At 47.4% G+C, this 22,609-nt stretch carries 20 protein-coding genes and 3 pseudogenes; 10 read left to right on the top strand and 13 right to left on the bottom strand.

The annotated features are described in order from the left end of the window. The first annotated feature begins 5 nt into the window (after positions 1-5). From ACTWJ7_RS33795 to ACTWJ7_RS33785, 3 genes and pseudogenes are all read left to right on the top strand, one after another. The gene (locus ACTWJ7_RS33795) at positions 6-479 is read left to right on the top strand and encodes a hypothetical protein (protein WP_443146299.1); all 474 of its coding nucleotides are present in this window, start codon (positions 6-8) and stop codon (positions 477-479) included. After that, positions 476-1,945: a glycosyl hydrolase gene (locus ACTWJ7_RS33790; protein ID WP_443146298.1), complete on the top strand. Its 1,470-nt coding sequence runs from the start codon at positions 476-478 to the stop codon at positions 1,943-1,945. The genes ACTWJ7_RS33795 and ACTWJ7_RS33790 overlap by 4 nt, the downstream gene beginning before the upstream one ends. 15 nt (positions 1,946-1,960) lie before the next feature. Next, positions 1,961-3,098 (top strand): annotated as a pseudogene (locus ACTWJ7_RS33785) (glycoside hydrolase family 88 protein). A 258-nt stretch (positions 3,099-3,356) separates the two neighbouring features. Here ACTWJ7_RS33785 and ACTWJ7_RS33780 read toward each other — a convergent pair. Next, on the bottom strand, positions 3,357-3,974 hold the full coding sequence (locus ACTWJ7_RS33780; RefSeq protein ID WP_301882073.1) for a hypothetical protein: 618 nt from the start codon (positions 3,972-3,974) through the stop codon (positions 3,357-3,359). A 211-nt stretch (positions 3,975-4,185) separates the two neighbouring features. Between ACTWJ7_RS33780 and ACTWJ7_RS33775 the strand changes: the two genes are divergently transcribed. Beyond that, on the top strand, positions 4,186-6,561 hold the full coding sequence (locus ACTWJ7_RS33775) for an Ig-like domain-containing protein (RefSeq protein WP_301882072.1): 2,376 nt from the start codon (positions 4,186-4,188) through the stop codon (positions 6,559-6,561). 222 nt (positions 6,562-6,783) lie between these two features. On the opposite strand, the gene ACTWJ7_RS33770 is transcribed toward ACTWJ7_RS33775, so the two are convergent. From ACTWJ7_RS33770 to ACTWJ7_RS33745, 6 genes and pseudogenes are all read right to left on the bottom strand, one after another. Beyond that, complete coding sequence (locus ACTWJ7_RS33770; protein ID WP_053780063.1) at positions 6,784-7,329, bottom strand: chromate transporter; 546 nt, start codon at positions 7,327-7,329, stop codon at positions 6,784-6,786. A gap of 3 nt (positions 7,330-7,332) precedes the next feature. Next, positions 7,333-7,923 carry a chromate transporter gene (locus ACTWJ7_RS33765; RefSeq protein WP_301882067.1) on the bottom strand — a complete coding sequence of 197 codons (591 nt, stop codon included), beginning with the start codon at positions 7,921-7,923 and terminating at the stop codon, positions 7,333-7,335. A gap of 12 nt (positions 7,924-7,935) precedes the next feature. Next, positions 7,936-8,430 (bottom strand): Lrp/AsnC family transcriptional regulator, encoded by a 495-nt coding sequence (locus tag ACTWJ7_RS33760; protein WP_301882066.1) that lies wholly within the window; start codon positions 8,428-8,430, stop codon positions 7,936-7,938. A 277-nt stretch (positions 8,431-8,707) separates the two neighbouring features. Then, positions 8,708-9,818 (bottom strand): annotated as a pseudogene (locus ACTWJ7_RS33755) (PAS domain-containing sensor histidine kinase). Then, positions 9,811-10,461 carry a response regulator gene (locus ACTWJ7_RS33750; RefSeq protein WP_079348584.1) on the bottom strand — a complete coding sequence of 217 codons (651 nt, stop codon included), beginning with the start codon at positions 10,459-10,461 and terminating at the stop codon, positions 9,811-9,813. Before ACTWJ7_RS33750 ends, ACTWJ7_RS33755 begins: the two are co-directional and overlap by 8 nt. 157 nt (positions 10,462-10,618) lie before the next feature. Next, positions 10,619-11,050 (bottom strand): GAF domain-containing protein, encoded by a 432-nt coding sequence (locus ACTWJ7_RS33745; protein ID WP_301882063.1) that lies wholly within the window; start codon positions 11,048-11,050, stop codon positions 10,619-10,621. A gap of 383 nt (positions 11,051-11,433) precedes the next feature. Between ACTWJ7_RS33745 and ACTWJ7_RS33740 the strand changes: the two genes are divergently transcribed. Then, a complete protein-coding gene (locus tag ACTWJ7_RS33740; protein WP_301882061.1) occupies positions 11,434-12,210 on the top strand; it encodes a Crp/Fnr family transcriptional regulator in 777 nt (258 codons plus the stop codon). Between the two features lie 258 nt (positions 12,211-12,468). Then, complete coding sequence (locus ACTWJ7_RS33735; protein ID WP_301882059.1) at positions 12,469-13,524, top strand: serine hydrolase domain-containing protein; 1,056 nt, start codon at positions 12,469-12,471, stop codon at positions 13,522-13,524. Here the strand turns inward: ACTWJ7_RS33735 and ACTWJ7_RS33730 are convergent. The 3 genes from ACTWJ7_RS33730 to ACTWJ7_RS33720 form a co-directional block, all read right to left on the bottom strand. After that, positions 13,521-14,063, bottom strand: coding sequence for a GNAT family N-acetyltransferase (locus ACTWJ7_RS33730; RefSeq protein WP_301882057.1), 543 nt, complete (start codon positions 14,061-14,063; stop codon positions 13,521-13,523). The genes ACTWJ7_RS33735 and ACTWJ7_RS33730 overlap by 4 nt on opposite strands. An 85-nt stretch (positions 14,064-14,148) precedes the next feature. Beyond that, positions 14,149-14,304, bottom strand: a complete 156-nt coding sequence (locus ACTWJ7_RS33725) for a hypothetical protein (RefSeq protein ID WP_179132754.1) — start codon at positions 14,302-14,304, stop codon at positions 14,149-14,151. Positions 14,305-14,456: 152 nt separating this feature from the next. Next, positions 14,457-14,747 carry a hypothetical protein gene (locus ACTWJ7_RS33720; RefSeq protein ID WP_079348592.1) on the bottom strand — a complete coding sequence of 97 codons (291 nt, stop codon included), beginning with the start codon at positions 14,745-14,747 and terminating at the stop codon, positions 14,457-14,459. A 221-nt stretch (positions 14,748-14,968) separates the two neighbouring features. Between ACTWJ7_RS33720 and ACTWJ7_RS33715 the strand changes: the two genes are divergently transcribed. The 3 genes and pseudogenes from ACTWJ7_RS33715 to ACTWJ7_RS33705 all read left to right on the top strand — a co-directional run bounded on the left by ACTWJ7_RS33715 (position 14,969) and on the right by ACTWJ7_RS33705 (position 18,567). After that, complete coding sequence (locus ACTWJ7_RS33715; RefSeq protein ID WP_301882122.1) at positions 14,969-16,480, top strand: DUF6359 domain-containing protein; 1,512 nt, start codon at positions 14,969-14,971, stop codon at positions 16,478-16,480. A 149-nt stretch (positions 16,481-16,629) separates the two neighbouring features. Continuing rightward, on the top strand, positions 16,630-17,259 hold the full coding sequence (gene cdaS, locus ACTWJ7_RS33710) for a sporulation-specific diadenylate cyclase CdaS (RefSeq protein WP_301882054.1): 630 nt from the start codon (positions 16,630-16,632) through the stop codon (positions 17,257-17,259). Between the two features lie 202 nt (positions 17,260-17,461). Beyond that, positions 17,462-18,567: pseudogene (locus ACTWJ7_RS33705) on the top strand (Leu/Phe/Val dehydrogenase). 249 nt (positions 18,568-18,816) lie between these two features. Here the strand turns inward: ACTWJ7_RS33705 and ACTWJ7_RS33700 are convergent. Beyond that, positions 18,817-19,428, bottom strand: coding sequence for an esterase/lipase family protein (locus ACTWJ7_RS33700; RefSeq protein WP_079348598.1), 612 nt, complete (start codon positions 19,426-19,428; stop codon positions 18,817-18,819). A gap of 122 nt (positions 19,429-19,550) precedes the next feature. On the opposite strand from ACTWJ7_RS33700, the gene ACTWJ7_RS33695 reads away from it, so the two are divergent. Further along, positions 19,551-19,730: a hypothetical protein gene (locus ACTWJ7_RS33695; RefSeq protein WP_079348600.1), complete on the top strand. Its 180-nt coding sequence runs from the start codon at positions 19,551-19,553 to the stop codon at positions 19,728-19,730. 113 nt (positions 19,731-19,843) lie between these two features. Here the strand turns inward: ACTWJ7_RS33695 and ACTWJ7_RS33690 are convergent, their stop codons facing one another. After that, positions 19,844-21,118 carry an MFS transporter gene (locus ACTWJ7_RS33690; protein ID WP_301882050.1) on the bottom strand — a complete coding sequence of 425 codons (1,275 nt, stop codon included), beginning with the start codon at positions 21,116-21,118 and terminating at the stop codon, positions 19,844-19,846. 64 nt (positions 21,119-21,182) lie between these two features. Further along, entirely contained in the window at positions 21,183-22,424 is a 1,242-nt protein-coding gene (locus ACTWJ7_RS33685; RefSeq protein WP_301882048.1) for an ATP-grasp domain-containing protein, read from the bottom strand. Positions 22,425-22,609 lie beyond the last annotated feature (185 nt).

Genomic DNA, 22,609 nt, shown 5'->3' with positions numbered 1-22,609 from the left:
CATACGTGAGTAAGTATACGTCCGCATCAACATATCCATGGAGAGATGCACTCGAAGATTACCGTACACTAGCGGAACAGGCGGGGCCTGCTCCTTCAGATGGTTGGAATCAGGCTCGCAAATTGTCCCTTGTGGAGAGTGTTGTTCGGGCTTATACACCTTACCAGGACAGTGAAGGCGCCATTATTGATCCATTTTCGAAGGCGGAGCGATATTATTCCACGCCAGCTTATGCAATGGCTGCATCGGTTCTTGTTCAAGCGGGCCTAACGGATCTGCTTCCTTCAGCGGCATTGGCCCTGTCACACAGCATCGATGTTGTCGTGAAGGGATGTGCGCCGGATCATCACCCGGACTTTTTCCCCGTGTTGATGATGAGAGCATACATCCTGTTGAAGCCGTATATGCCTGAGCAGGCAAAGTCTGGGCAGATGCCCTTAAGAAGATCCAGCCTGAAGAAGATTATGTCTTTACAATGAGCAAAATGAACAATCCAAATCGCATGATCAACTGGAACGCGATTATGATCTCTGGGGAGTATCTGCGCTGGAGAGAGCAGCTTGCCAGTGATGATACGGCGTGGATGGATCGTTATCTGGATCAGTATCATCTGCCACGATTTACGGCGCTTGGACTGTATCAGGACGGACCGCTGGACCGACCAAATTGTCCATTTTCCTATGATATTGCGACGCGCTATCATCTGGATGTCATGCTTGAAGCGGGATATGACGGTTCATGTGCTGGTGAGCTGAAGGAACAATTACGTCATGGTGCATTCAGTACGCTGCTTACATTGTCGCCGCTGGGAGAGATTCCTCCGCGTGGACGCAGCTCCCAACATCAATGGAATGAAGCGGCAGCAGCCTACGTATGTTCTGTTCATGCAACTCAGGCCTTACAGGCTGGAGATCGGGTGATGGCAGGAGCGTTCACCCGAGCTGCCAATCGGTGCTTCGAATCTGTGGAGCGCTGGAAGATGGATGATGGGCGTCTGAAAATTGTTCGCAACGAGTACCCGCCCGAGGTACGCCACGGATACGAAATCTATACGAATCATACCGCCTACAACCTGTGGACGGCAGCGGCACTGGCCCATGCCTGTCTCAGCAATCCTGGTGAAGATGTAACGGGCATACTCCTTCCTTCCGAGGTAGGCAGCAGGGTGTTGCAGGCCGATGGATGGTTTGAAACGATCATTGCCTCTGTACCAGGTCAACAAATGATCCTGCATACGGCCATGAATGATCCATACACGGTTCCCGGTCTTGCGCGGATACAACAGGCGGGATTACCGGGGCTGATCGGGCCCTCCGCTGCTGGACATGTGCAATCCGGTTTCACGGAGTTTGCTGAAGGGAAAGTTGGTCCGCTGAGCTACTGTCCTGCCTGGAAAACGGCAGATGGGAAATGGCACAGTCTTGCCAGGGGCATCCCGTCAGGTGTTGACTATGACCGGGATGCCGGGATTAATCCTGCTGATGGTGGGGGTTCGATTTTGCTTGAAACGGTAGAGCAAGAGGTGAAAGATAATTCAGGCTCTCCAGAGGGAGATGACGGAAAACGTCAGGATCAGGTCAATGCGTTTACAGTGACATGGCTCGGCCCGTTAACCGGGATCGATTCACTGCGCACCCGTTATGTACAGCAGACGGATTTGCTGACCGTGACATATGAATTCGAAGGTGAACTTGAGGTTGTCGGAGCACTCATTCCATTAATGTTCAGTGATGGCCGTGAACAGGCTGTCATTACACTTTCCAGTCAGGCTGTGCGCAGCGAGTATCGTGGAGCTTATGTGGAATCAACCGTGTTGGACGAAGGAGCTACCATTCATCTCAAAGAACAGCCGATGGCGTCCCGCAACGGATTGCTGAAGGAAGCACGGATGGAAGTAATCAGCGGGCGAAGTATTACGTTTACGATCAGATTGGGAATTGATTAGAGGAGGGATAACTGTATGAATACATCCACATCCGTGACATGGCTGAAGGAAGCATGGCGTCAAGGAGCGGCCAAAACGATTCGCAATGCGCAGCGCATCAAGGATACATTTCCGCACACCGCCCCGCAGGGCATGTATGACCGGAATGATCCTGAATGGTGGACCGCCGGCTTCTGGCCGGGGCTGTTATGGCTTGTCTATGGCGAGTCGCCAGAGAGCGAAGCTGTCGCTCCATTATACTGTTATGCCGAAAGCTGTGAGCGGCAATTGGAGGGTTGTCTGCGTGATCCCGAATCGGTGGATCACGATCTGGGGTTCATCTGGCTGCTTCAGTGGCGTAGCCAACTACCGCCAGACAGGCAGCGCGGACGGTCGGCGGCGGGGAATGCTCGCCGCCAATCTGCTCGCTGCCCGCTTCAACGTGCGCGGTCAATATATCCGCGCCTGGAACTTCAGCTCGTCAATGATGGATACTAGCGGCGTAGCCATCATTGACAGCATGATGAACCTGCCGCTGCTCTACTGGGCATCCGAGCAGAGCGGCGACCCGCGCTTCCGCTGGCTGGCGGAAGCGCATGCGGACACCGTGGCGCGCGAGTTCGTCCGCGCTGACGGGTCCATCTGCCACGTGGTGGAGTTCGATCCACTCACGGGGCAGAAGGTGCAGGAGCATGGTGGGCAGGGCCATGCTCCAGGTTCCGCCTGGGCGCGGGGCACCGCCTGGGCGCTGCACGGGTTTGCGCTGTCTTTCCGGTATACGGGCGAAGCCCGCTATCTGGAGACAGCGGAGCAAGCGGCCGATTTCTTCCTCGCCATGCTTGGCGAAGACATCGTGCCGCTGTGGGATTTCCGCGCACCTGCCGAGCATCAGGTGGCGTGGGACTCGTCCGCTTCGGCGATTGCCGCAAGCGGTCTGTTGGAGCTGGCGAAGCTGTCGCCGCGCGGTGAGGAATACAGAGCCGCGGCAGAGCGTATCCTTCACGGGCTGCATGAGAACTACAGCTCTGGTGAGACAGCAGCGGAAGAAGGTCTGATCATGCAGGGAACCGTGCATTATCCGGAGGGTCGTGGCTTGAATGTGCCGATTATATACGGCGATTATTACTATATGGAGGCGCTGGCGAAGCTGCGTGGCCGTCCGGGTTTATTTTAGAAAAACAAAATTTAAGAACATCACATGTCGAGCAGCGAGTATGCGTGAGGGGATGAATATGTGTCCCGCCATACAACTGCTCGAGTGTGCCTGCCTCCCAGGGGAAAAGGTATTTCTGTCTTGGAGGCGGAGCACACCTAAGTAGAAGCTGTAATGGAAGGGATCTATAGATAGGCCACCGGGCTAATTCTTTGTTTCTATTAGAAATGACCTGGTAGAGATTCAATGGCTCCGGTTCACATGTTAGATCACACAGATTTATTTTTGATTTTTGATTTCAGGTGTGCGTCTTAAGATGACAAAGTCGGCCGAGGACTGATCAGGATATCGTTGAGGAATAATCTCCTGCACTTTAAACTCGGGATAGTCGAACAGATAATCAAAAATATTTCGGTCCTGAATGGTGCTAACCCCTGGATTCCCGTTTTCTTTCAATCGAGTGTACAGCACGACCCACTCTGACGAAGCGTGCAGGATGTCGTAAAGGGTGTTGCGGAAATCCGTTTCATTCGTAATGTGGTAGAGTGCATCCAGACAGACGGTAAGATCCGCTTGAAGGAAACCGCGGTTAATCCACAGACCTGGCGTGTATAACATGAAGCTCTTGGAGGTATCGCTGGCAAACTTGGAGACGCAGAGTCGTACCGACGAACCTGCCACATCGACACCCAGATACGTCTCATAATTCATATACTGCAGTTGATTTCCATCCCCGCAACCAAATTCAATGACGCTGGAGATACCCTCACGCTGAATCAGTCCGTTTACTACCTCTGCCTTGAATTCAGCCAGTACACCATAAGAACCTCTTCCCGATGTTTCACCTGAGCTATACGTTTGTTCCCAATATCCTTTGTAATCAAAAGACTGACTCATGTTTCTCCCCCATCCTATGAAATAAAGTCCAAATTTCAGTAACTATACATAGGTTATGCGTAATATTTGCGGGTATGAATCCTTTGGAATTCGATAGGTCGGAAGGATGAATTCCCGCGAATTCCCCTTAAAATTCCCTGAAAGTCTAAACATCTGGAAAGAACTTGCCGACATTAAACCTTAAGGAACAAAATGATAAGAATCGGGGGAAATGATGTTAAAGCCAAGATTGACCAAGTACATGGTGATGATGCTGGTATTGCTGCTGAGTATTTCCAACGTAGGCTTGGCCGCTGCGGCAGATAAAGAACTGTCCAAAATTGTAGTTTCCAAAAATGAGCTGTCGCTCGAAGTGGGTGATTCCAGTTCGGTTACGGTGACAGGAGTATATAGCGATAATACATCGGCTAACGTGACAATTAGTTCATCCTGGAGTAGCAGTGATACTTCGATAGCGACTGTATATAATGGTGCCATTACTGCCAAAAAGGAAGGTACGGCGACCATTACAACATCGTATCAGAGTCAGAGTCAGACGGTTCAGGTGAATGTAACCAAAAAGGTCAAAGCCCTTTCCAAAAACGTGCAGTCGCTGGACTTGCGCACAGGAGATAGCAAAGACATTATTTTGACGGCAACCTACAGTGATAACACGACGAATGCAGAAGCATCCAAAGTTGCTGAGTGGTCATCCGATGATGAGAAAGTGGCAACGGTTGTGAATGGTAAAGTTACTGGACAAAGCGCCGGTACAGCCGTTATCACAGGTAAAGTGGGCAGTCAAAGTGTGACTGTGGAGGTTAACGTTGAGGTTGTTAAACGTGTAGATGTGGACAAGAAGCAGGTCAATCTGCTGTTGAACAAAAGTGAAACTGTAAAACTGACAGCCACCTACCCAGATGGCACAACCAAAGATGTAACGGATCTGGCCGAGTGGACGTCAAGCAATGAAAAAGTAGCAGACGTATTAAAAGGTGAAATCACAGGTTATTCGGCGGGTTCTGCCAAAATTACTGCCAAATACGGAACAAAATCCGTATCGGTCGATGTGGATGTGGATTTGACAAGCAAACTGAGTGTGGAGAAACAGAGCATTTTCTTCCGTTTGAGTGAGTCCAATAAAACAGCAAATGTCGTATTGACTGCCTCTTACCCGAATAGTGCTGATGTAAATGTAACGGATCAGGCAACATGGACATCCAGCAACGAGAAGGTTGCGACGGTATTCAAGGGACAGGTTACAGCAATTGGTGCGGGTTCTACGACAATCAAGGCAACGTATAGCGGCAAAACGGTGGAAATCACGGTTGACGTGGATACGGCAAGATATCTGGATATTGCGGGTGTCGAAGATAAATTGGCTATGAGCGTTACAGGGGATAACAAAACCAAGAAACTGGTAGCCAATGCAGAATATATTGATGCAAGTACAGAGAACGTAACTTCCAAAGCAACTTGGACATCCAGCAATGCGGATGTTGTATATGTATCTGGCGGCGACTTGATCGCCTATAAATCAGGAACAGCGACCATCACTGCGGCATACGGCGGCAAAACCGTTAAATTCACCGTAAATGTAGATGTTCCAGACAAGTATGAAATGGACAAGAAAAAAGGTTCTGTAGCCGTTGGTGGCACATTGTCTGTGAAAGTATTGGCCGTATACGGTGATACATCCAAAGACGTGTCCGAAGATGCGGATTGGAGCAGCAGCAGTGAAAAACTCGCTGAAGTGGACAGCAAAGGTGTCGTGACGGGTATTGCAACAGGTAAAGTAACCATCACAGCCAAGATTGAAGGCAAAACGTTGACGCTGCCTGTTGAAGTAGGTATGGCTAGCGGGCTGGAGGCAGATGTGAATTTTGTGGTGTTGTCCTCCAAGGAAACACAGCAAATTGTACTCACAGCAACGGATGAAGATGGCTTGTCTAAGGACGTGTCCTCCGATGCAACTTGGAAATCAAGCAATTCCCGCGTAGCCGACGTGAAAAAAGGGGTTATCACTGCGAACAGCAGCGGTAAAGCCAATATCACGGCTGAATATGGTTCCAACAAAGTGACCATTCAGGTTGAAGTGGACGTTATTTCACGTATTGAAGCATCCGAACCGGCTCTTTCCCTGAAAACCGGTGATTCCGCTGATCTTACAGTTACTGCATATCTGAGCGATGGCAGTGAGCGTGATGTCACGGACAAAGCGGAATGGAAAACCAACAGCTACAAAGTAGCACAGGTAACTAAAGGTAAAGTAAAAGCAACAGGTTCAGGTAAAGCAAAAATTACAGCGAAGTACGGCAGCAAGACGGTAACGGTTGCAGTCGAAGTGGATACACTGAAATATTTGCAAACCGATAAGGTCACCCTGACCATGAAGCCAGGTGACAAGGTGACCCTGGTTGCTACAGCAACGTATGCGGATGGCAGCGAAGCGAACGTATCCAAACCAGCGCTTTGGAAATCATCCCGTATTGCGACAGCATCGGTGAAGGATGGCGTCATTCAGGCTAATGGTAAAGGTAAAGCAACCATTACGGTGACTTATGCAGGTGTGAAAACCAAAGTGGCAGTAGTTGTTGAGGCAAAATAATAACTGTATCAAGTACGAAGGTAAAACAAGCAATCCCCTATATGGTGATGACAGCTTAAATGCTGTTATCACCATTTTTTTATAGTAAACGACATTGAAATGCGATGGTGCCGCTTAAAAAAGGAAATAAGAAAAAGGAACATCCCGGAACCTTTGTATGCACCTCACAATGAAAGTGCATCCTTTGTTCCAGAACGTTCCTTTAGTATGTTTATGAATGAATTACATCGTATGAGACAGAACCAGCGCACCGTATGCAAAAGCAATGACAATCAGAATGGCTGGATGCAGCTTGGTCTTGGTCATGACCCAGAGCGAGATACCTGCAATGATCAGCGTCTGCCAAATGCCGATAGAATTGGTGGATACCTGACCGAATTCCCATGTAAGCAAGATCATGAGCACAGCGATAACTGGCTGTACGAGCAAGGTCATACCTTTCACCTTTGGCGAAGTACGATGCTTGTTCAGCAGGCGGAGCAGCAAAATTAACGCAACAGCCGAAGGCACAACGGTGGCAAAACTGGCGATAAATGCACCAAACCAGCCAGCCACCTGATAACCGACAAATGCGGCGATTTTGGTCGCGATCGGACCGGGAAGTGCATTGCCGATGGCGAGTACATCCCCGAATTGTTCCGTGGTCATCCACTTATAGTGATTGACCACTTCTTCCTGCATTAACGGAATGGAGGCAGGTCCGCCCCCGTATCCCAATATATTGGCTACAAAAAATCCCCAAAACAATTCCCACCATGTCTGAAGCATCGCTTAGGACACCCCCTTGTCGGAACTGTTGCCCTTGGATTTGAAACGCTGGACCACATCCAGATGAAAGACACCATATCCGAGGAAGACGGCAATGACAATACCGGGGTGAATATCGAGCAGCTGCAGCAGTACAAATGCAAGAACACCGAACAGGGCGGCAAAGGTTGTGCCGAGTCCCTTCCATGCTTTCTTGGCGAATTCGTAAGCCATCATGCCGAGCATGACAAAAATAACCGGGCGAACAGCTGCCACCATGCCTGCTACGATTTTTGATTCGCGCAGCGCGTACATGGAACCAAGAAGCGCAATGATAGCGATGCTCGTCGGCAAAATGTGGGCCAGAACCGACACAATGGCGCCCAGCACGCCCTTCGTTTTATACCCGAGATATGCGGCCATCTTGGTGGCAATGGGACCCGGCAGGGCGTTGGCAATGGCCAAAATCTCGCCGAATTCATCATCGCTTACCCACTTATAGCGGGTAACGGCTTCATAACGGATCAGCGGAATAACCGAAGGGCCACCGCCATATCCCAAAATTCCGGTTCGTACCATCCCTATGACGAGACCGTTGTAATCTTTCCAACTCATGCTGATTTCCTCCTAGAGTCTCATGCCCATTCGGCTTTTATATCGTTTTAACAACAGCTGTGACTCTACCTTGACGATGCCCGGCATCTTGTAGAGCTTCTCCAGCAGAAACTGCTCCATCTCTTCCATATCTGCAAAAATACCATGCATGTGCAGGGTACTCGGGCCTGTCATATGATAGAGGCTGGTTACTGCGGGTTCTTCGTCCAATTTCGCGGCTACTTCATCCAGAAATTGCGGTTCTACATCGACATTGAAAAAGGCAGAGACCTGAAGTCCAACTTTGCCCGGATTGATGACCACGGTGAAGCGTTCAATGATTCCCTTTTCGGATAAAGCATTAATGCGGGCCTGAACGGCCACACGGGACAAACCGATATGTGCACCCAGATCGGTGTAGGATATCCGGCTATTTTGATGAAGAGCGGCAATGATTTTACGATCGATTGCATCCAGATTGTGCAGTTGCGGGATTTCTCCCCCTTTGGAGGAGCGTTTCTCTGACATGATTGACCATCCTTTTTTTAACTATATAGAATAAAAAATTATAATAGGATCTACGTACAATGTGTATGTAGCATTCATATTTTAATGACGAATCGTAATTGGAGTCAATATATTTATTGTAAATATTGAATTTATCCGATTCAGAGCTTTCATTTTGTCATTTTTACCAATCGGAAGATGATGAAAGGGGAGCGGTATGTAATCATAAAGCGAAAAGAGACTGTTCACGGAGCTCATCCGTAAACAGTCTTCTATATAAAGTGCAGGTTGGATCGAGTTAATGAACGGTTTTGGGTAGGCAAAGGGTAACTACAGTTCCTTCCCCAGGCTCCGAAGATATCGTTAGTGTACCTCCGGCTCCGCGGGCTCGCTCTTCCATGCTAAACAGACCAACGCCGTTGCCAGCTGTCGTACCGTTGAACCCTGCGCCTCTGTCCTCAATTTTCACAAGAGTGCCCTCTTCCGAATCTTTCACCGTCACATGAGCTTCTGACACATCGGCGTATTTGGCCACATTGGTTAAAGCCTCCTGGATAATACGATACATCGCGATCTCCCGGTTCATCTCCAGCCTTTTTCGCAGATTGCATTCCAATTCCACTTCAATTCCGTAGTGCCGGGTATAGTTCTCGATATACGTGCGAATGGCCGGAACGACGCCGAGGTCATCCAGTACAGACGGTCTCAGCTCCCATGCCATACCGCGTACGTCCTCCATAATACCCGTGACCTGTTTCCGCAGTGCTTCCACACCAGATTGGGGCTGATCCGCAAGCAGTCGATCCATCTGAATGACGAGAGAAGAGACTCTGTCCAATGCCGTCATGCAGCTCGCGGGAGATGCGACGTCGTTCTTCTTCCTGAATATTCATGACTTGGGTCATCATCGTCTGTAGCTCGGCTTCGACCCGCTTCAGCTTGGTGACCTCACTACGTACGGCCAAATATTGATAGGGCTCACCATCATTATCGAGAAAAGGCACGATAGTTGTATTCACCCAATAATGGCTGCCATCCTGGGCACGGTTGCGGATTTCTCCGTTCCACACTCGTCCGGAAGATATGGTTTCCCACAGGTTCTTCATAAAATTTTTACCGTGATAACCCGAATTAATGATCCGATGATCCTGACCGATCAATTCTTCCCGATCATATTGTGAGATTTCGCAAAATTTATCGTTCACATACTGGATCTTTCCTTTGCGGTCTGTGAGGGCTACAATGGACGATTCATCCAGGGCAAACTTCAGATCACTGAGCTGATGCAGAGAACCTTTCAATCTGCTGCGGAATTCCGTATCTGTAATGTGACTGTCGATTTCCTCCAATAATTGACGCACAGGCTGATCGGCAAAACCGCTAAGTCTGTTTTCACGTGTGCTACTCAAAGTTCAGCAACCCCTTTTTCATCGCAAACTTCACCAGTTCCGGTCTGGTTCGAAGACCGAGCTTCTCCATCAGATTGCTTTTGTGGGATTCGACCGTTTTGACACTGATCACCAGAAGTTCAGCGATTTCCTTGTTGGCATAACCTTTGGCAATCCAGGATAAAATCTCTTTCTCCCGTTCGGATAACGTGTCATACGGTCCCGCGTTCTCCTGCTTCGCTTTGTCCAGATATTCACTCATCAGCCGCTTGGTTGCACTTGGGTAGAGATAGGCGCTACCCTCTGCTACGGAACGAATAGCGGCGAGCAATTCTTCATGCGGGGCACTTTTGAGAATATATCCGGAGGCTCCGGCGTGGATGGCGCGGAACAGATATTCTTCATCGTCATGCATGGTCAGTATCAGAATGGAGATATCCGGCATCAATTTCTTCAATTCAGCGGTAGCGGTCAGACCATCTTTGCCTGGAGGCATGCTGAAATCCATCAAGACCACATCCGGCTTCAGTTCTTGTGCCTTGGCAATAGCTTCATCACCATCGGCCGCATCTCCAACAATATGTATATCATTCTTTCCTTCGAGCAGGGCAATCAGCCCGGAGCGTACAACTACATGATCGTCGACCACTAATAATTGAATCACATCATTTTCCTCCTGTCCGGTTCCACGGTTCTTTCTTTATCATACCAAAAAAGAAAGCCATTCAGAGGTTAACCTCTGAATAGCTTCGATTCTCTATCCGCCTACTTCTCCCATAAGGAAATAATAAGACTTCTTAGCGTATTACTGACAGCTGTATTTATCCAAATACTTTTGGCTGCAACTGTATAGCGACCTGTTCGGTCTGACGGACGATCTCCGGGGAGAACGCGCAAGGCAGTCTGCTGCCAACGAGCAGCACAGCACCAGGTACGGTTCCTTGCTGGAATACAGGGACTGCTATGGCACAGACCAACCGCTCCGCAAGCATTAATGGGCAACGACCGGGTGTATGCTCCCCGGTGGATTGTGCATCAGATAGAGCAGTGCGTCCAGTCCGAAGCGCTGTGCCAACCAGGTCTTGTCCGGGACGCATCTCCATGCGTTTTACCCGTTCGTTGCTGGCGCCGGATGTATACTTCCAGCGCAGCATCGTCCCGGACAGGCAGGCCAGTCCGCAAAAATCGCTGGAGGTATTCAGGCGCAGGCCGTCGATCATCTCCTGAATGCCGGATGGCAGTTCATCATGCATGAGAGGACACTTCCTTTTTTGGAATCATACCGTACGTTACGGTGTAATCATTATCAATATCGTTAACCTGTAGTCAGGGAACATCTTAAAATAAGGGTATTTCGCCACTGCTTCTATTGTAGCCCCTTTCTTCCGTAATGTAATTCAGGGAAAACCCCTATTTCCATTCTGTAATTTGCTGATCCTGTGTATGGACCGGCATCCAGGCCATGTAGGGCAAGGTTTTTTTCGATTGTGGAGTCGTAAAGGTGCCTCATTAGTGTGATTTATCTCACAGCAAATTCAGGGAGTTTCCCGGTGAGGTTCAGGTAATCCCCGATAACCCCCACGCTAAATTCGCGGTATGATGGATACATAAGGAAACACCGAGGGGGACGATGGGAATGGGTACGGTATTTAAAGAAAGAACAACCCAGGCGACACAACATGAACAGACGGAGGCGAGCAAGATGACACGGGAGAAAGGTGGAATCCTTTCGTTCGTGACAGCTGAACAATGGGGCTTGATCGAAGCGAAGATGCAGCCAAAACGGGTAAAGTCGGGGTATAGTCTCTTTCTGGAAGGCGATGAAGCCGGATACCTGTACTACATTCGCTCGGGAAGAGTGAAGCTGACCAAGTCGACTGAGGATGGGAAAGAAATCATTTTATCGATTCAGCAAACTGGGGATCTGATTGGAGAGTTTGGCGGTATCGGCGGATTGACTCATAGCTACAGTGCAGAGATGACAGGCAAAGGAGAGCTGGGGATCGTATCGCTCAGTGACTTGGAAAGTGTGCTTAGCAAACATGGCGATCTTGCCTTGAAATTCCTGCAATGGATGGCGCTCGCTCAGCGCATCACCCAATCGCGTTTCCGGGACCTGCTGCTCTATGGCAAGGCAGGTGCGCTTGCATCGACGCTGATTCGTGCCAGCAACTCGTATGGCAGAGTTACGCCTGATGGCATCGTGCTCGACATGAAGCTGAATCATACCGAGTTGTCGGAGATGATTGGTGCAACGCGGGAGAGTGTAACACGTATGTTGGGAGCCTGGAAAGAACAGGGGACGTTGGACACCATGGATGGAAAGTTGATGATTCGGGACCTGGCAGCCTTGCGCTGCATGTGCGGATGTCCCACATTTCCAAGCTGCCCAGTAGAGCTGTGCCGATTGTAATGGAAACAAGTTGAATAAGGTTGTACTTTCGATGGCGATTGGGGTCGTTACGGAGAGATGAAAAAAGCTGATGTCCGATTTACTCGGTTCAGCTTTTTTGGCGTGGTTACCATTAATAAAGTAATCTTGTTCAGCTAACGGGGCAGGAAAATCAGGAATTGGAAACGAATACATAGTTTGGTTGCCGAAAATAGATTGATCAACGTAATTCCAGCATTCGAGTAATGAAAGAATCATAAAAAAGGAGTAAATTTTACTATGATGGATTTACAAAGTTATGTTTCAGATTACACAAAAGATAAGAAACATTTACAGCTTGTTATCGGGGTTGTTAGGGAGGGAGATATTGAATACTTCTCATTTAATAATAATAAAAAGAAAAGTTTGATCCCTCATGAACATATGATGTTTGAAATCGGCTCCATAACCAAAGTTTTTACATCCATACTTTTATTAGAAATGGAAAAAGAAAAACTGCTTTCCTCGGATGACGTGGTTGGTAAGTTCATGCAAAACGTTGAAAACGATTATTTGAATAAGATTACCTTGAGAAGCCTTGCTACTCATACCTCTGGATTACCGATATTGGCAACCAACCACAATTTGGCAAAAAAAAGATCGAATCCTTATTCAATGTATACCCAGCAGGATTTAACTGCTTTTTTATCGAATGCTGATTACACGGATAGCATGGGTTCGTTTGCATATTCCAATATAGGTGTGGGTTTATTAGGATACATATTATGTAAGGTGTCAGGAAGTACGTATGACGACTTGTTAAAAAAATATATCACAAGCCCATTAAGGATGAATGAGACAGCTGTTATGCTTGATTCAGAACAGAATGGCAGGTTTTTGAATGGACATGCTTCAACTGGGAAAAGAGTCCCTCATTGGGATCTTGCTATACATGAAGGTGCTGGGGGTATTAAGTCATCGGTTAGGGATTTGAGTTTATTTGTCCAAGCCAATCTAAATGATGATAGTCCGATAGCCGCTACTCTACAAAAAAGTCATCTCCCTATATGGATCGGGGATTCAAACCGTTATTTTGGCTGGGGTGAGGATCAACTTCTAGATAAAGGCATCCTTTGGCATAACGGGGGTTCAGCTGGTTTTAATAGTTATCTAGCTTTCAACAAGGAACTCCGTGTAGGAGTTGTATTGCTATCCAATTATTCTTTTTTCTCAAATTCTCTTATAGATAATTATGTTGCTCAATTAAAAAAATGGATTACTAAAAAAGAACCTTCTCAAGGAATGATGATAGACTTTACAGGTAAAAAAATATTAGAAGAAATCATGCAAGATTAGCGTCCAACATTCGCGCCCGCATATTCCTTTACTAGAATCGAATATAGACACGAATCATGATATTTCCCTTTGTAGAACCAATGCTCCCGCATCAGACCTTCACGCTGCATGCCAATCTTCTGCATAACGTTCTCTGAAGCCTTGTTGTTCGGGCGGCATTTCGCATATATCCGGTGTATGCCAAGTGTATTGAAGCCAAAGCCAAGTATGGCTCGGGCTGCTTCGGCAGCATACCCTTTCCCCTGATAAACGGGATTGAGGACATAACCGATCTCTGCGTTCGTCTTTTCGATGTGAAGGCCAACACCGCCGATTAGGATGCCCTCATTTTTCAAGCATATCGCCAGTTCGAAGCCCTCTCGTGGTTCTGTTTGCTGTAAATTTAGTACAAACTCCACATAAGCCCGCGTATCTTCTTCCGTATGCGGTCCCCATGCCGTATGCTGAGTAACCTCTGTCATGGATGTATAGCTATGTATGCTTTCCCAGTCAGTCTCCAGAATATCCCGGATGATAAGTCGTTCGGTTTCCAATTGCATCGCTGTCCCCTCCTAGTAAAACAAAAATAGCCCAATAACCGATCCGTGTAAAGGAGGGGTTATGAGCTATGTAAATGTAGAAATGCTATTGTGGTTGTTTACATTCGACTGCGGGATAAGTGTAAGCCAGCTTACGAATAATTTCCTTTTGCCATTTGGTATCACCCAGATTGGTTGCCAGGTTCAGAAGATCCAAATAATCGTCGAGCTGCAGATCCGTTTTTTGCAGAGTTGTGTTCATTCGATGTTCGTTCCCCTTTATCTATAAAATCGTTAAGTCATGTACAGTAGGCAGAAGAGTTGAGACAAGCTCAAGAATGATAATCATTATCACAGTTATATTATCATTATGCAATGAACGTTGGCAAAATGCAATGCCAAGCTTGAATTTCCTCAATTTTTTTTCGAAAAAAGGCTCATCCACAGCAAATATGGAATGTACACACCTAGGTATGCGGACGGATAAAGAAACCATCCATTCAACAGAAAATGATGGATTTCCGTGGTGAATGTTGTCATATGGGCATTTGTAGCGTACACATCGCCAGCAATGACAGTGGCCGCACTATAAAAGCAGAGCAGGGCAAGTACGTGAAAAATACGGGTCACCGTCCGGGATCGAAGCGCAACAAAAGCCATAATAAGCGGAACAATCAGCAGAAGCAGAAGGAATAGAAGCTTCATTATACGAAATCTCCTTTGGCGTACTTTTGTTAATCAGTATGGGCAATGGTCATGATTTCCAAAAGTTTTTTCAAAGATTTTACAAAAAGAAAGAGGAATTCAGCATATGAACGATTAAATTAAAGGTGGATAACCCATTATCAGGTAATTATGAGGAGGAGAAGGCAAGTATGAAGAAAGCGGTATGGCAGCATTGGATCGGAGCATTCCTGATCTTTATTATGATGGCAACAGCACTGCTTCAACCTGGTTCGCAAGGTCCTGTTCAGGCGGCAGCAGCACCAATTACGGTATCGCAAGCCATCGCTGCCCAGAGTGGCGGAGCAACAGCAACGGTGGAAGGATATATTGTTGGACATGCTACCGGATCGCTTACAGCCAAATTTACATCTCCATACGCCAATGATTTCAACTTCCTGATTGCAGATTCAGCGACAGAGAAGACTAACGCGAAGCTGCTCGACGTGCAAATTCCAGCGTCGTACCGTTCGCAATATGGACTGGCCTCCAACCCGAATCTTGTAGGGCAGAAGGTAATCGTAACCGGAACACTGGGTGCGTATAACAGCTATGCCGGGTTGAAGAATCCGACCTCAATCGCGCTCTCCTCTGGAACAACGAATCCTAATCCTGATCCAGGCACAACGCTGCCGGATGGTACAGGGAAGAAAGTATTGTTCGACAACGCGCATGCTCAGACAGCTGGAGCTGCGGACTGGGTTATTGACGGGGCATTTTCGGACTTTGCGAATGGTTTGCGAAACGCAGGCTTTACCGTGGATCAGCTGGAACGCAGCATCCCGTATACCTTCGGTGAGCAAGCCATCACCTTTAATAAATTGAAAGATTATGATGTCTTCGTTATCGGCGAAGCGAACGTGCCGTTCAAAGCTACTGAGCAGGCAGCACTGCTGCAGTATGTGCAGAATGGTGGCAGTGTCTTCTTCATTGCCGATCATTATAATGCAGACCGGAACAAAAACCGTTGGGATTCCTCCGAAGTGTTCAACGGCTATCGCCGTGGTGCATTCCTGAATCCGGCCAAAGGCATGTCGTCGGCAGAAGCCGAATCTCCAGCCATGCAAGGCGTGACCAGCTCCGACTGGTTGGCATCCAACTTCGGCATTCGCTTCCGCTACAATGCACTGGGTGACGTGAATGCAACGGATATCGTTGCACCTTCGCAGTCGTTCGGCATTACAACCGGAGTGAGCGCTGTAGCCATGCATGCAGGTTCTACCCTTGCCATTATTGATCCAAACAAAGCTAAAGGCCTGGTATATGTGCCTAGCGGTGTCTCCAAATGGGGCAACGCGGTCGATCAGGGCGTATACAATGGCGGCGGACGGGCTGAAGGAGCCTACGCAGCGATTGCCAAGGTAGGAGCAGGTAAAGCGGCATTTATTGGTGACTCCTCACCTGTTGAAGATGCCACTCCCAAATATCTTCGTGAAGAAACAGGCGCTGCCAAAACAACGTACAACGGCTTCAAGGAAGTGAACGATGGTGTATTCCTTGTGAATACCGTGAAATGGCTTGCTGTAAAAGAAAGCTATACGAGTCTGGCTCAGGTGTCTGGACTGACATTGGATACACCGACCAGTCTGCTTGCGATTGAAGCTCCAGCTTCATCCACCGAGCCGCAAACGGAGCCATGGGCTGTACCGGCTGCCGGATACAAATGGTATGATCCTACAACGTTCAAGGCAGGTTCGTACGGTAAAGCGCAATAAGATAAGCAGTAACGTAAATATACGGATAATCGGCCTGTCCGCAATCATTGCGGACAGGCTTTATTTTGCATAAATGCCCGGAGCTGAGGGAAACGTATGAGTACTTATGAATGATGAGCGAGATAGATGACAAGGTGAGGAGGAAGACCATGATGAATCGGCAAGCAGACTGTGACAGCTCGTCCATGAGGCAGAAACTCAAAGGAGATCTTCATCGTGTGGCAGAGCGAATGAACCTAACTTTATCCACCTTTGATAATGACAGTGTGTGTTTGCTGGGCCAATTTGCGGAGATTCGGGCCGAGATCAAGCAGATCGAGGTGCTTGCGTCTTCCTTTTATCTGGATTGTTATCTGTCACCCTTCACAGAGAAATTTGCCGAACTGACTGCCAGTATACAGCATTTGTCTGATCGCAGATATGGTGCTCTCATTGTGATTGAACGGGAAGTGCCGCTTGAACCGATTATCCATTCAGGAGTTGCAGTCGATGCCCGGGTTACTCATGCATTGCTGGAGTCTTTATTTATACCGGGTGCGCCTCTGCATGATGGGGCTGTACTGATTCGAGGCAATCAGATTGTATCTGCGGGTAATGTACTGCCTTTGTCACAGGCGATTGCGCGTGAACGAAAGATTGGCACAAGGCACAGGGCTGCTCTCGGATTGAGTGAACTGACGGATGCGGTTGTACTGGTGGTCTCGGAAGAGACCGGGCAAGCGTCATTCGCCGTGAGTGGGGATTTACATCCCATTAACGTGGTTGAAACCTTGTCATGATTACATGTTGATACCGCCTTTTTACAAACTCCATGCTGGGCTGGATTATATGAACCTTTTTCCCTGTGGAGGGAGAAAGGTCTTTTTGTTACATCCAGATGTGATTTTGCACAAACTTGATATTCATGGGTACAATAGAGGTGGAAGACGAACTGAAGAAGGCGAATGGATCGCAAAAATGGTTGGAGGAGACGGTTAACACATGAACTGGTTTGAAGCAATGGAACATCACGATTATGAGGAACTGGTACTGTGCCAGGATAGAGCCTCTGGATTAAAAGCAATTATTGCTATTCACGATACAACACTCGGTCCTGCGCTGGGAGGCACACGGATGTGGACCTATGCTTCGGAGGAAGCTGCCATTGAAGATGCCTTGCGCCTTGCGCGGGGAATGACATATAAACATGCGGTATCCGGACTGAATCTGGGCGGAGGCAAAGCCGTAATAATCGGAGATCCGCGCCGTGACAAAAATGAAGCGATGTTCCGGGCCTTTGGCCGATACATTCAGGGACTGAACGGACGTTATGTCACCGCAGAGGATGTGGGAACAACTGAGGAAGATATGAATCTGATCTATCAGGAGACCGACTATGTTACAGGCATATCGCCAAGCTACGGCTCCTCCGGTAATCCTTCCCCGGCAACAGCATGGGGGTATATCAGGGCATGAAGGCCGCGGCGAAGGAAGCCTTCGGCACAGATCTGCTGGAAGGCAAAACCGTGGCTGTACAAGGTGTGGGCAACGTGGCGATGCGTCTGTGCAAACATTTGTACGAAGAAGGTGCGCATCTGATTGTGACCGATATCCGTAAGGATTCCGTGAAGCAGGCTGTGGATCAATTCGGTGCTAAGGCGGTAGACCCCTCCGACATTACTGGAGTGGATTGTGATATTTATGCGCCGTGTGCCTTGGGCGGGACAATTAATGATGATACGCTGAAACAGCTCAAGGCCAAGGTTGTGGCAGGCTGTGCCAACAATCAGCTGCTGGAGCCGCGTCATGGTGACAAGCTGCATGAGATGGGGATTGTATACGCACCAGACTACGTGATTAATGCAGGCGGCGTAATCAATATTGCGGACGAGTTGAACGGCTATAATGCGGACCGTGCTTGGAGCAAGGTTGGGGAGATCTACAATAATCTGGAGAAAATCTTCGATACGTCACGGACCGAAGGCATCGCAACGTATATTGCCGCAGATCGTCTGGCTGAACGCCGGATTGAACTGATGAAGAATACACGCAGCACGTTCCTGCAAAATGGTCATCACGCCCTAAGTTCCCGGAGACTGCGCGGGTAAATTTTATCGAATTTTGAAGCTGTTTTTAGCATCTTTTTAGGGGGATTCTAGGAAATAACGCGTCTGGTGTTCCTTACGTTTGAAAAAGAGGGCTTGGGGACCAAATAAGACGTTCTGTGTTCCTTAGAAAAAATGCTAACGTCTCCTGAACCGCTCTGCCCGAATGCTCCGAATAAAGCGCAGATAAAGTGAAAGTACAAATAGAAGGCGGGTTTCCATATGGATACCCGCCTTCTTTATATTTTGGTTTTACTTTAAAGCGTTCATGATATGGCTTTGAACTCCACGGTCAGTCAACAGGCCGATATGGGTTACCCCGAAAATGCGAATATTGTTCGCCCCGTTCAGAGGGGATAACGTATTATTTACAATAAAGTCCGACGTACTGTAGATGGAGGTATAATCAATACCGTTTGGAGCGGAACGGGCTACAAGCCGATTGGGAGAACCGAGCGTAACGACTTTGCCTATATTTTTACCACCACCGAGGTTGTTGATATAATACAGGGTGTTGGCTCCGCCCATGCTATGGGCAATGATATCGACCTGGCTGGCGCCGGTCTTCCGCAGGACATCATCAATATAGGCGGATAACTGACGTGAATTGGTGACATTGTTTCCCGACTTGTCCAGAAAATCGATGGCGTACAGGTCACTTCGGGAATAGCCTTCGTTTATTAGCGCTCTTTCGATGCTGGCAAAGTTAAATCCCGCGCCTCCAATACCGTGTACAAGAACAATCGGATTGCGCCCACTGGCAGCCGCTGAAGCTTCTGCATTGGCTGGGGTGGACAGGGCAGATAATGAACTCAGAAATAACAGACAGGTTAAGACACAACGTAGAACAATAGATTTACTCAATATTAATATCCTCCTTTGGAATGTATATCCATATCACACTACTCTTAATCTATCATTATTTGTAATTTAAAGGAATAGTTTGGTATTGTCGAATTTAAAATAAATTTTGAGGGGATTAATGCATGCTGGTTCTGGCTGTAGTGGTCGCTGTAATTACGGGAAAAATTTCGCTGATCCATATTCTATTTGGATTAAAGGATTTAGGGGAAGGCACGAGGCTGTTGGTCAGTATTTCAGAGTTTCTGTTTTTCCTATCTCTTCTGTTTATTTTAGTGAAAAGCAAGAAAAATTCCCCTTTATAGTTCATCGGGTATTTGAGACTTCTACGACCTTATTAAAAAGGGTTTTTACATCATAAATTGGTGTAAAAATGATGATAAAGGACAAAAGCTGATCCTGGGATCAGCTTCGATACTCAAACACTTTGTGATAAATCCAACGGTTCAATTTCACTTTTTTTGGTTGAGCTTTTTTCGATATACCACAGGATTATCATGCACAACGCATAGAACAAGCTGAAGGCCAGAATAATGATCCATACGCTCCCCATATCCATGCTTTTGATAAAAATCCCGGTCAAATACGGACTGAGTGTATAGCCCAGACAGCCTACGAACAGCAGCAGGCCGTTAAACCGCCCCTGATGCGTGTCCGGTACTCGCGAAGCAATATACAGATTGATATTGGTCTGCACCAAAATCTCTCCAATGGTCCACAGCACCGTAGAGATGGCCACAAGGGTGAAATAGGGAAAGTAACTCATCAAGCTCAACGCACCAAATCCGATTCCATAGAAGAGTGCCCCTATGGCAATGGAGTTTAGCGCGGTTAATTTGCGTGTAACGGACAGGATTAAGGTGGTCAGAACGATGACGCTGATGGCATTAATAGTCATGACAGAGCCGTAATATGCCGCGCCGTTCTCTCCGAACGAATAATTCATTTGGAGCGGAAGGCTAAACGAGTATTGCATATAGATAAAATAATTAAGGAATGACACCATGATAAAGAAGGCGACGAGCGGATTTTTCAGCAACAGTCTGAATAATGGAGAAGGCGATTGGCTTGGTTGTTGTTGGACAGCATGTTGGCTGCCTGTTGAGTCCAATTCCTTGGGTGTACCCACCTTTACCCGGTTGATGATGATGAAGGTGGATAACAGAAACACGGAGCCAATACTTATAAAGACCATGTTGATATAATCCTTGATGAAAAAGCCGGCCACCAACGGCCCGATGGCTATACCCAGATTGGCTCCCAAATACATCAGAGAGAAAGCGGATTTTCGCCCTGTTTCCTGTGGAGACAGCTGAATGATCAACGCGTTATAGGCAGGCCGGGTAATGCTGATGAAGAACATAACTGCAATTAGCAAATATCCAACCGTAATAGTGCCCGACCAGAACGAGCAGCAGATGATTATGATGGCGGCAAGCGATTGTCCGGTAACGATAATGGTTTTTTTGCCCATGACATCACTCAAATACCCCCCAAGGAGTACGCCTGGCCCGCTGATCAAGGCTGCCATTGAAACAAATATGCCTGCATTGACAACGTTCATCCCCATCTGCAAAGTCAGAACCAGGGTAATGAGGGAAAATACGAAATCCCCTGTGCTGTTAATCGTTCGGGCCAAACAAAGATAATATATTTCGCGGCTTAACCCCGCGTATGTTTTGAATAAAGACAATACATCCAAACCTCCCCAGAAACGGTCAATCCAGCTATAGGCTTATCCGTTCTTCCCAGACAGCCTATACGATTTCGGCAACATTAACTTCTATGTTGAAACGATCGTACATATCCAGCAATGTATGACGCAATTCCTCAAACGAATCACCTTCCACAATCGCAAAGCCTGATCGGGTCATCGTATCACTCACGTCTCCGGCACGTTGTCCCACCTGGTAAGCTACATGGAACTCAATAATCCCGGAGATATCCTCATAATCCTCTATTCCGGAAATATTCCGAATGATTCCTGTACGTGAAGGAAAACAAATCATGCCTGTATACTTGTTACTCGTCTCTTGTTTGCTGAATTCATATATGCCAACTTCCAATTCAGTGACTGCCTTGAAGAAATCAACGCCGTGTGTGTTCTTGATACAAGGCGGCATAACCTGTGAACCCCCGATTCTCGCACCGATCTCGCCAAATACCACTTCTCCTTGAGGAGTCAGGAACAATTCGGCATGTGTTACGGAATGATTGATTCCGAGTGCAGCAATCACTTGTTGGTTAACCTCTTTGATCCGTTGAATGAAGTCCTCACTGGAACCTTCCGGAAACGTAATACTGGCGGGTGGCTTCTGGTTCGTGGCAATGTCCAGACAGTTATACAGGTACTGGGAGACGGATGAGAACACAACTTCGCCCTTGGAGACAATGGAATCACAGTGAAATTCCTTACCGCTGATGAATTCTTCCAGTAAGTCCTTTTGCTGCTCTTGTCTTGAGTGCCGGAGATAATGGAACAATTCTTCCATGCTGGAAAGTTTAAACGTATTAATACTCCCATATCCGCTGAGCGGCTTTACAATAATCGGGAACCCATGTTTATCGGTGAATTGGAGGTAGTCCTCTTCATTCAGGGCAATTGCAATATCCGAAGTCCGAATCCCGCGTTGATGAAGCATTTGTTTCATAATCCATTTGTTACGAACGGCTTCGGCCTGATTGCGCTGCATGCCGGGGATGCCAAACTCGGATCGGATTTGGCCGCCAATCTCGATGGCATTCTCGCCAGGAGTTAACAAGGCAGCAATGGAATGGGACTTTCGAATATCAATGATATGGTCCCTGATGAAGTCCACGGATTCCAGGTGGTCGATATATCTGATTTCGTCGAAGAAGTCTTTGAGTACATCCTCGTTATGCAGATTGTATCGCTCGATGATCAAAATTTTCTTGTAATTAGCTAATTCCTTCAAAGGTTTCACAAAGTTTAAGCTAAATGGAAGCCTGAAATCAGATATGTATACGATGGTTTTCATAAATCCTCCCTCAAGGAAAAAGTAATATTGAAAAAATACATTTCATAACATTATAGCTCAATATTTTCCATTTTCAATACCGTTTTTTGTAAAATATATGCATGATAGAACATATTTTTGTTGCGTTAAAGTGTTAATTGACAACAGATATTTTTTGGTATACGATCTTACCGGATTTGAATAAA

Origin of the sequence: Paenibacillus sp. 1A_MP2 (genome assembly GCF_052244825.1) — a bacterium.
In the GTDB taxonomy this organism is placed as follows: Bacteria; Bacillota; Bacilli; order Paenibacillales; family Paenibacillaceae; genus Paenibacillus; species Paenibacillus vandeheii.
The sequence above is the reverse complement of the archived record's forward strand: the minus strand, read 5'-3'. Positions and strand labels throughout refer to the sequence as shown.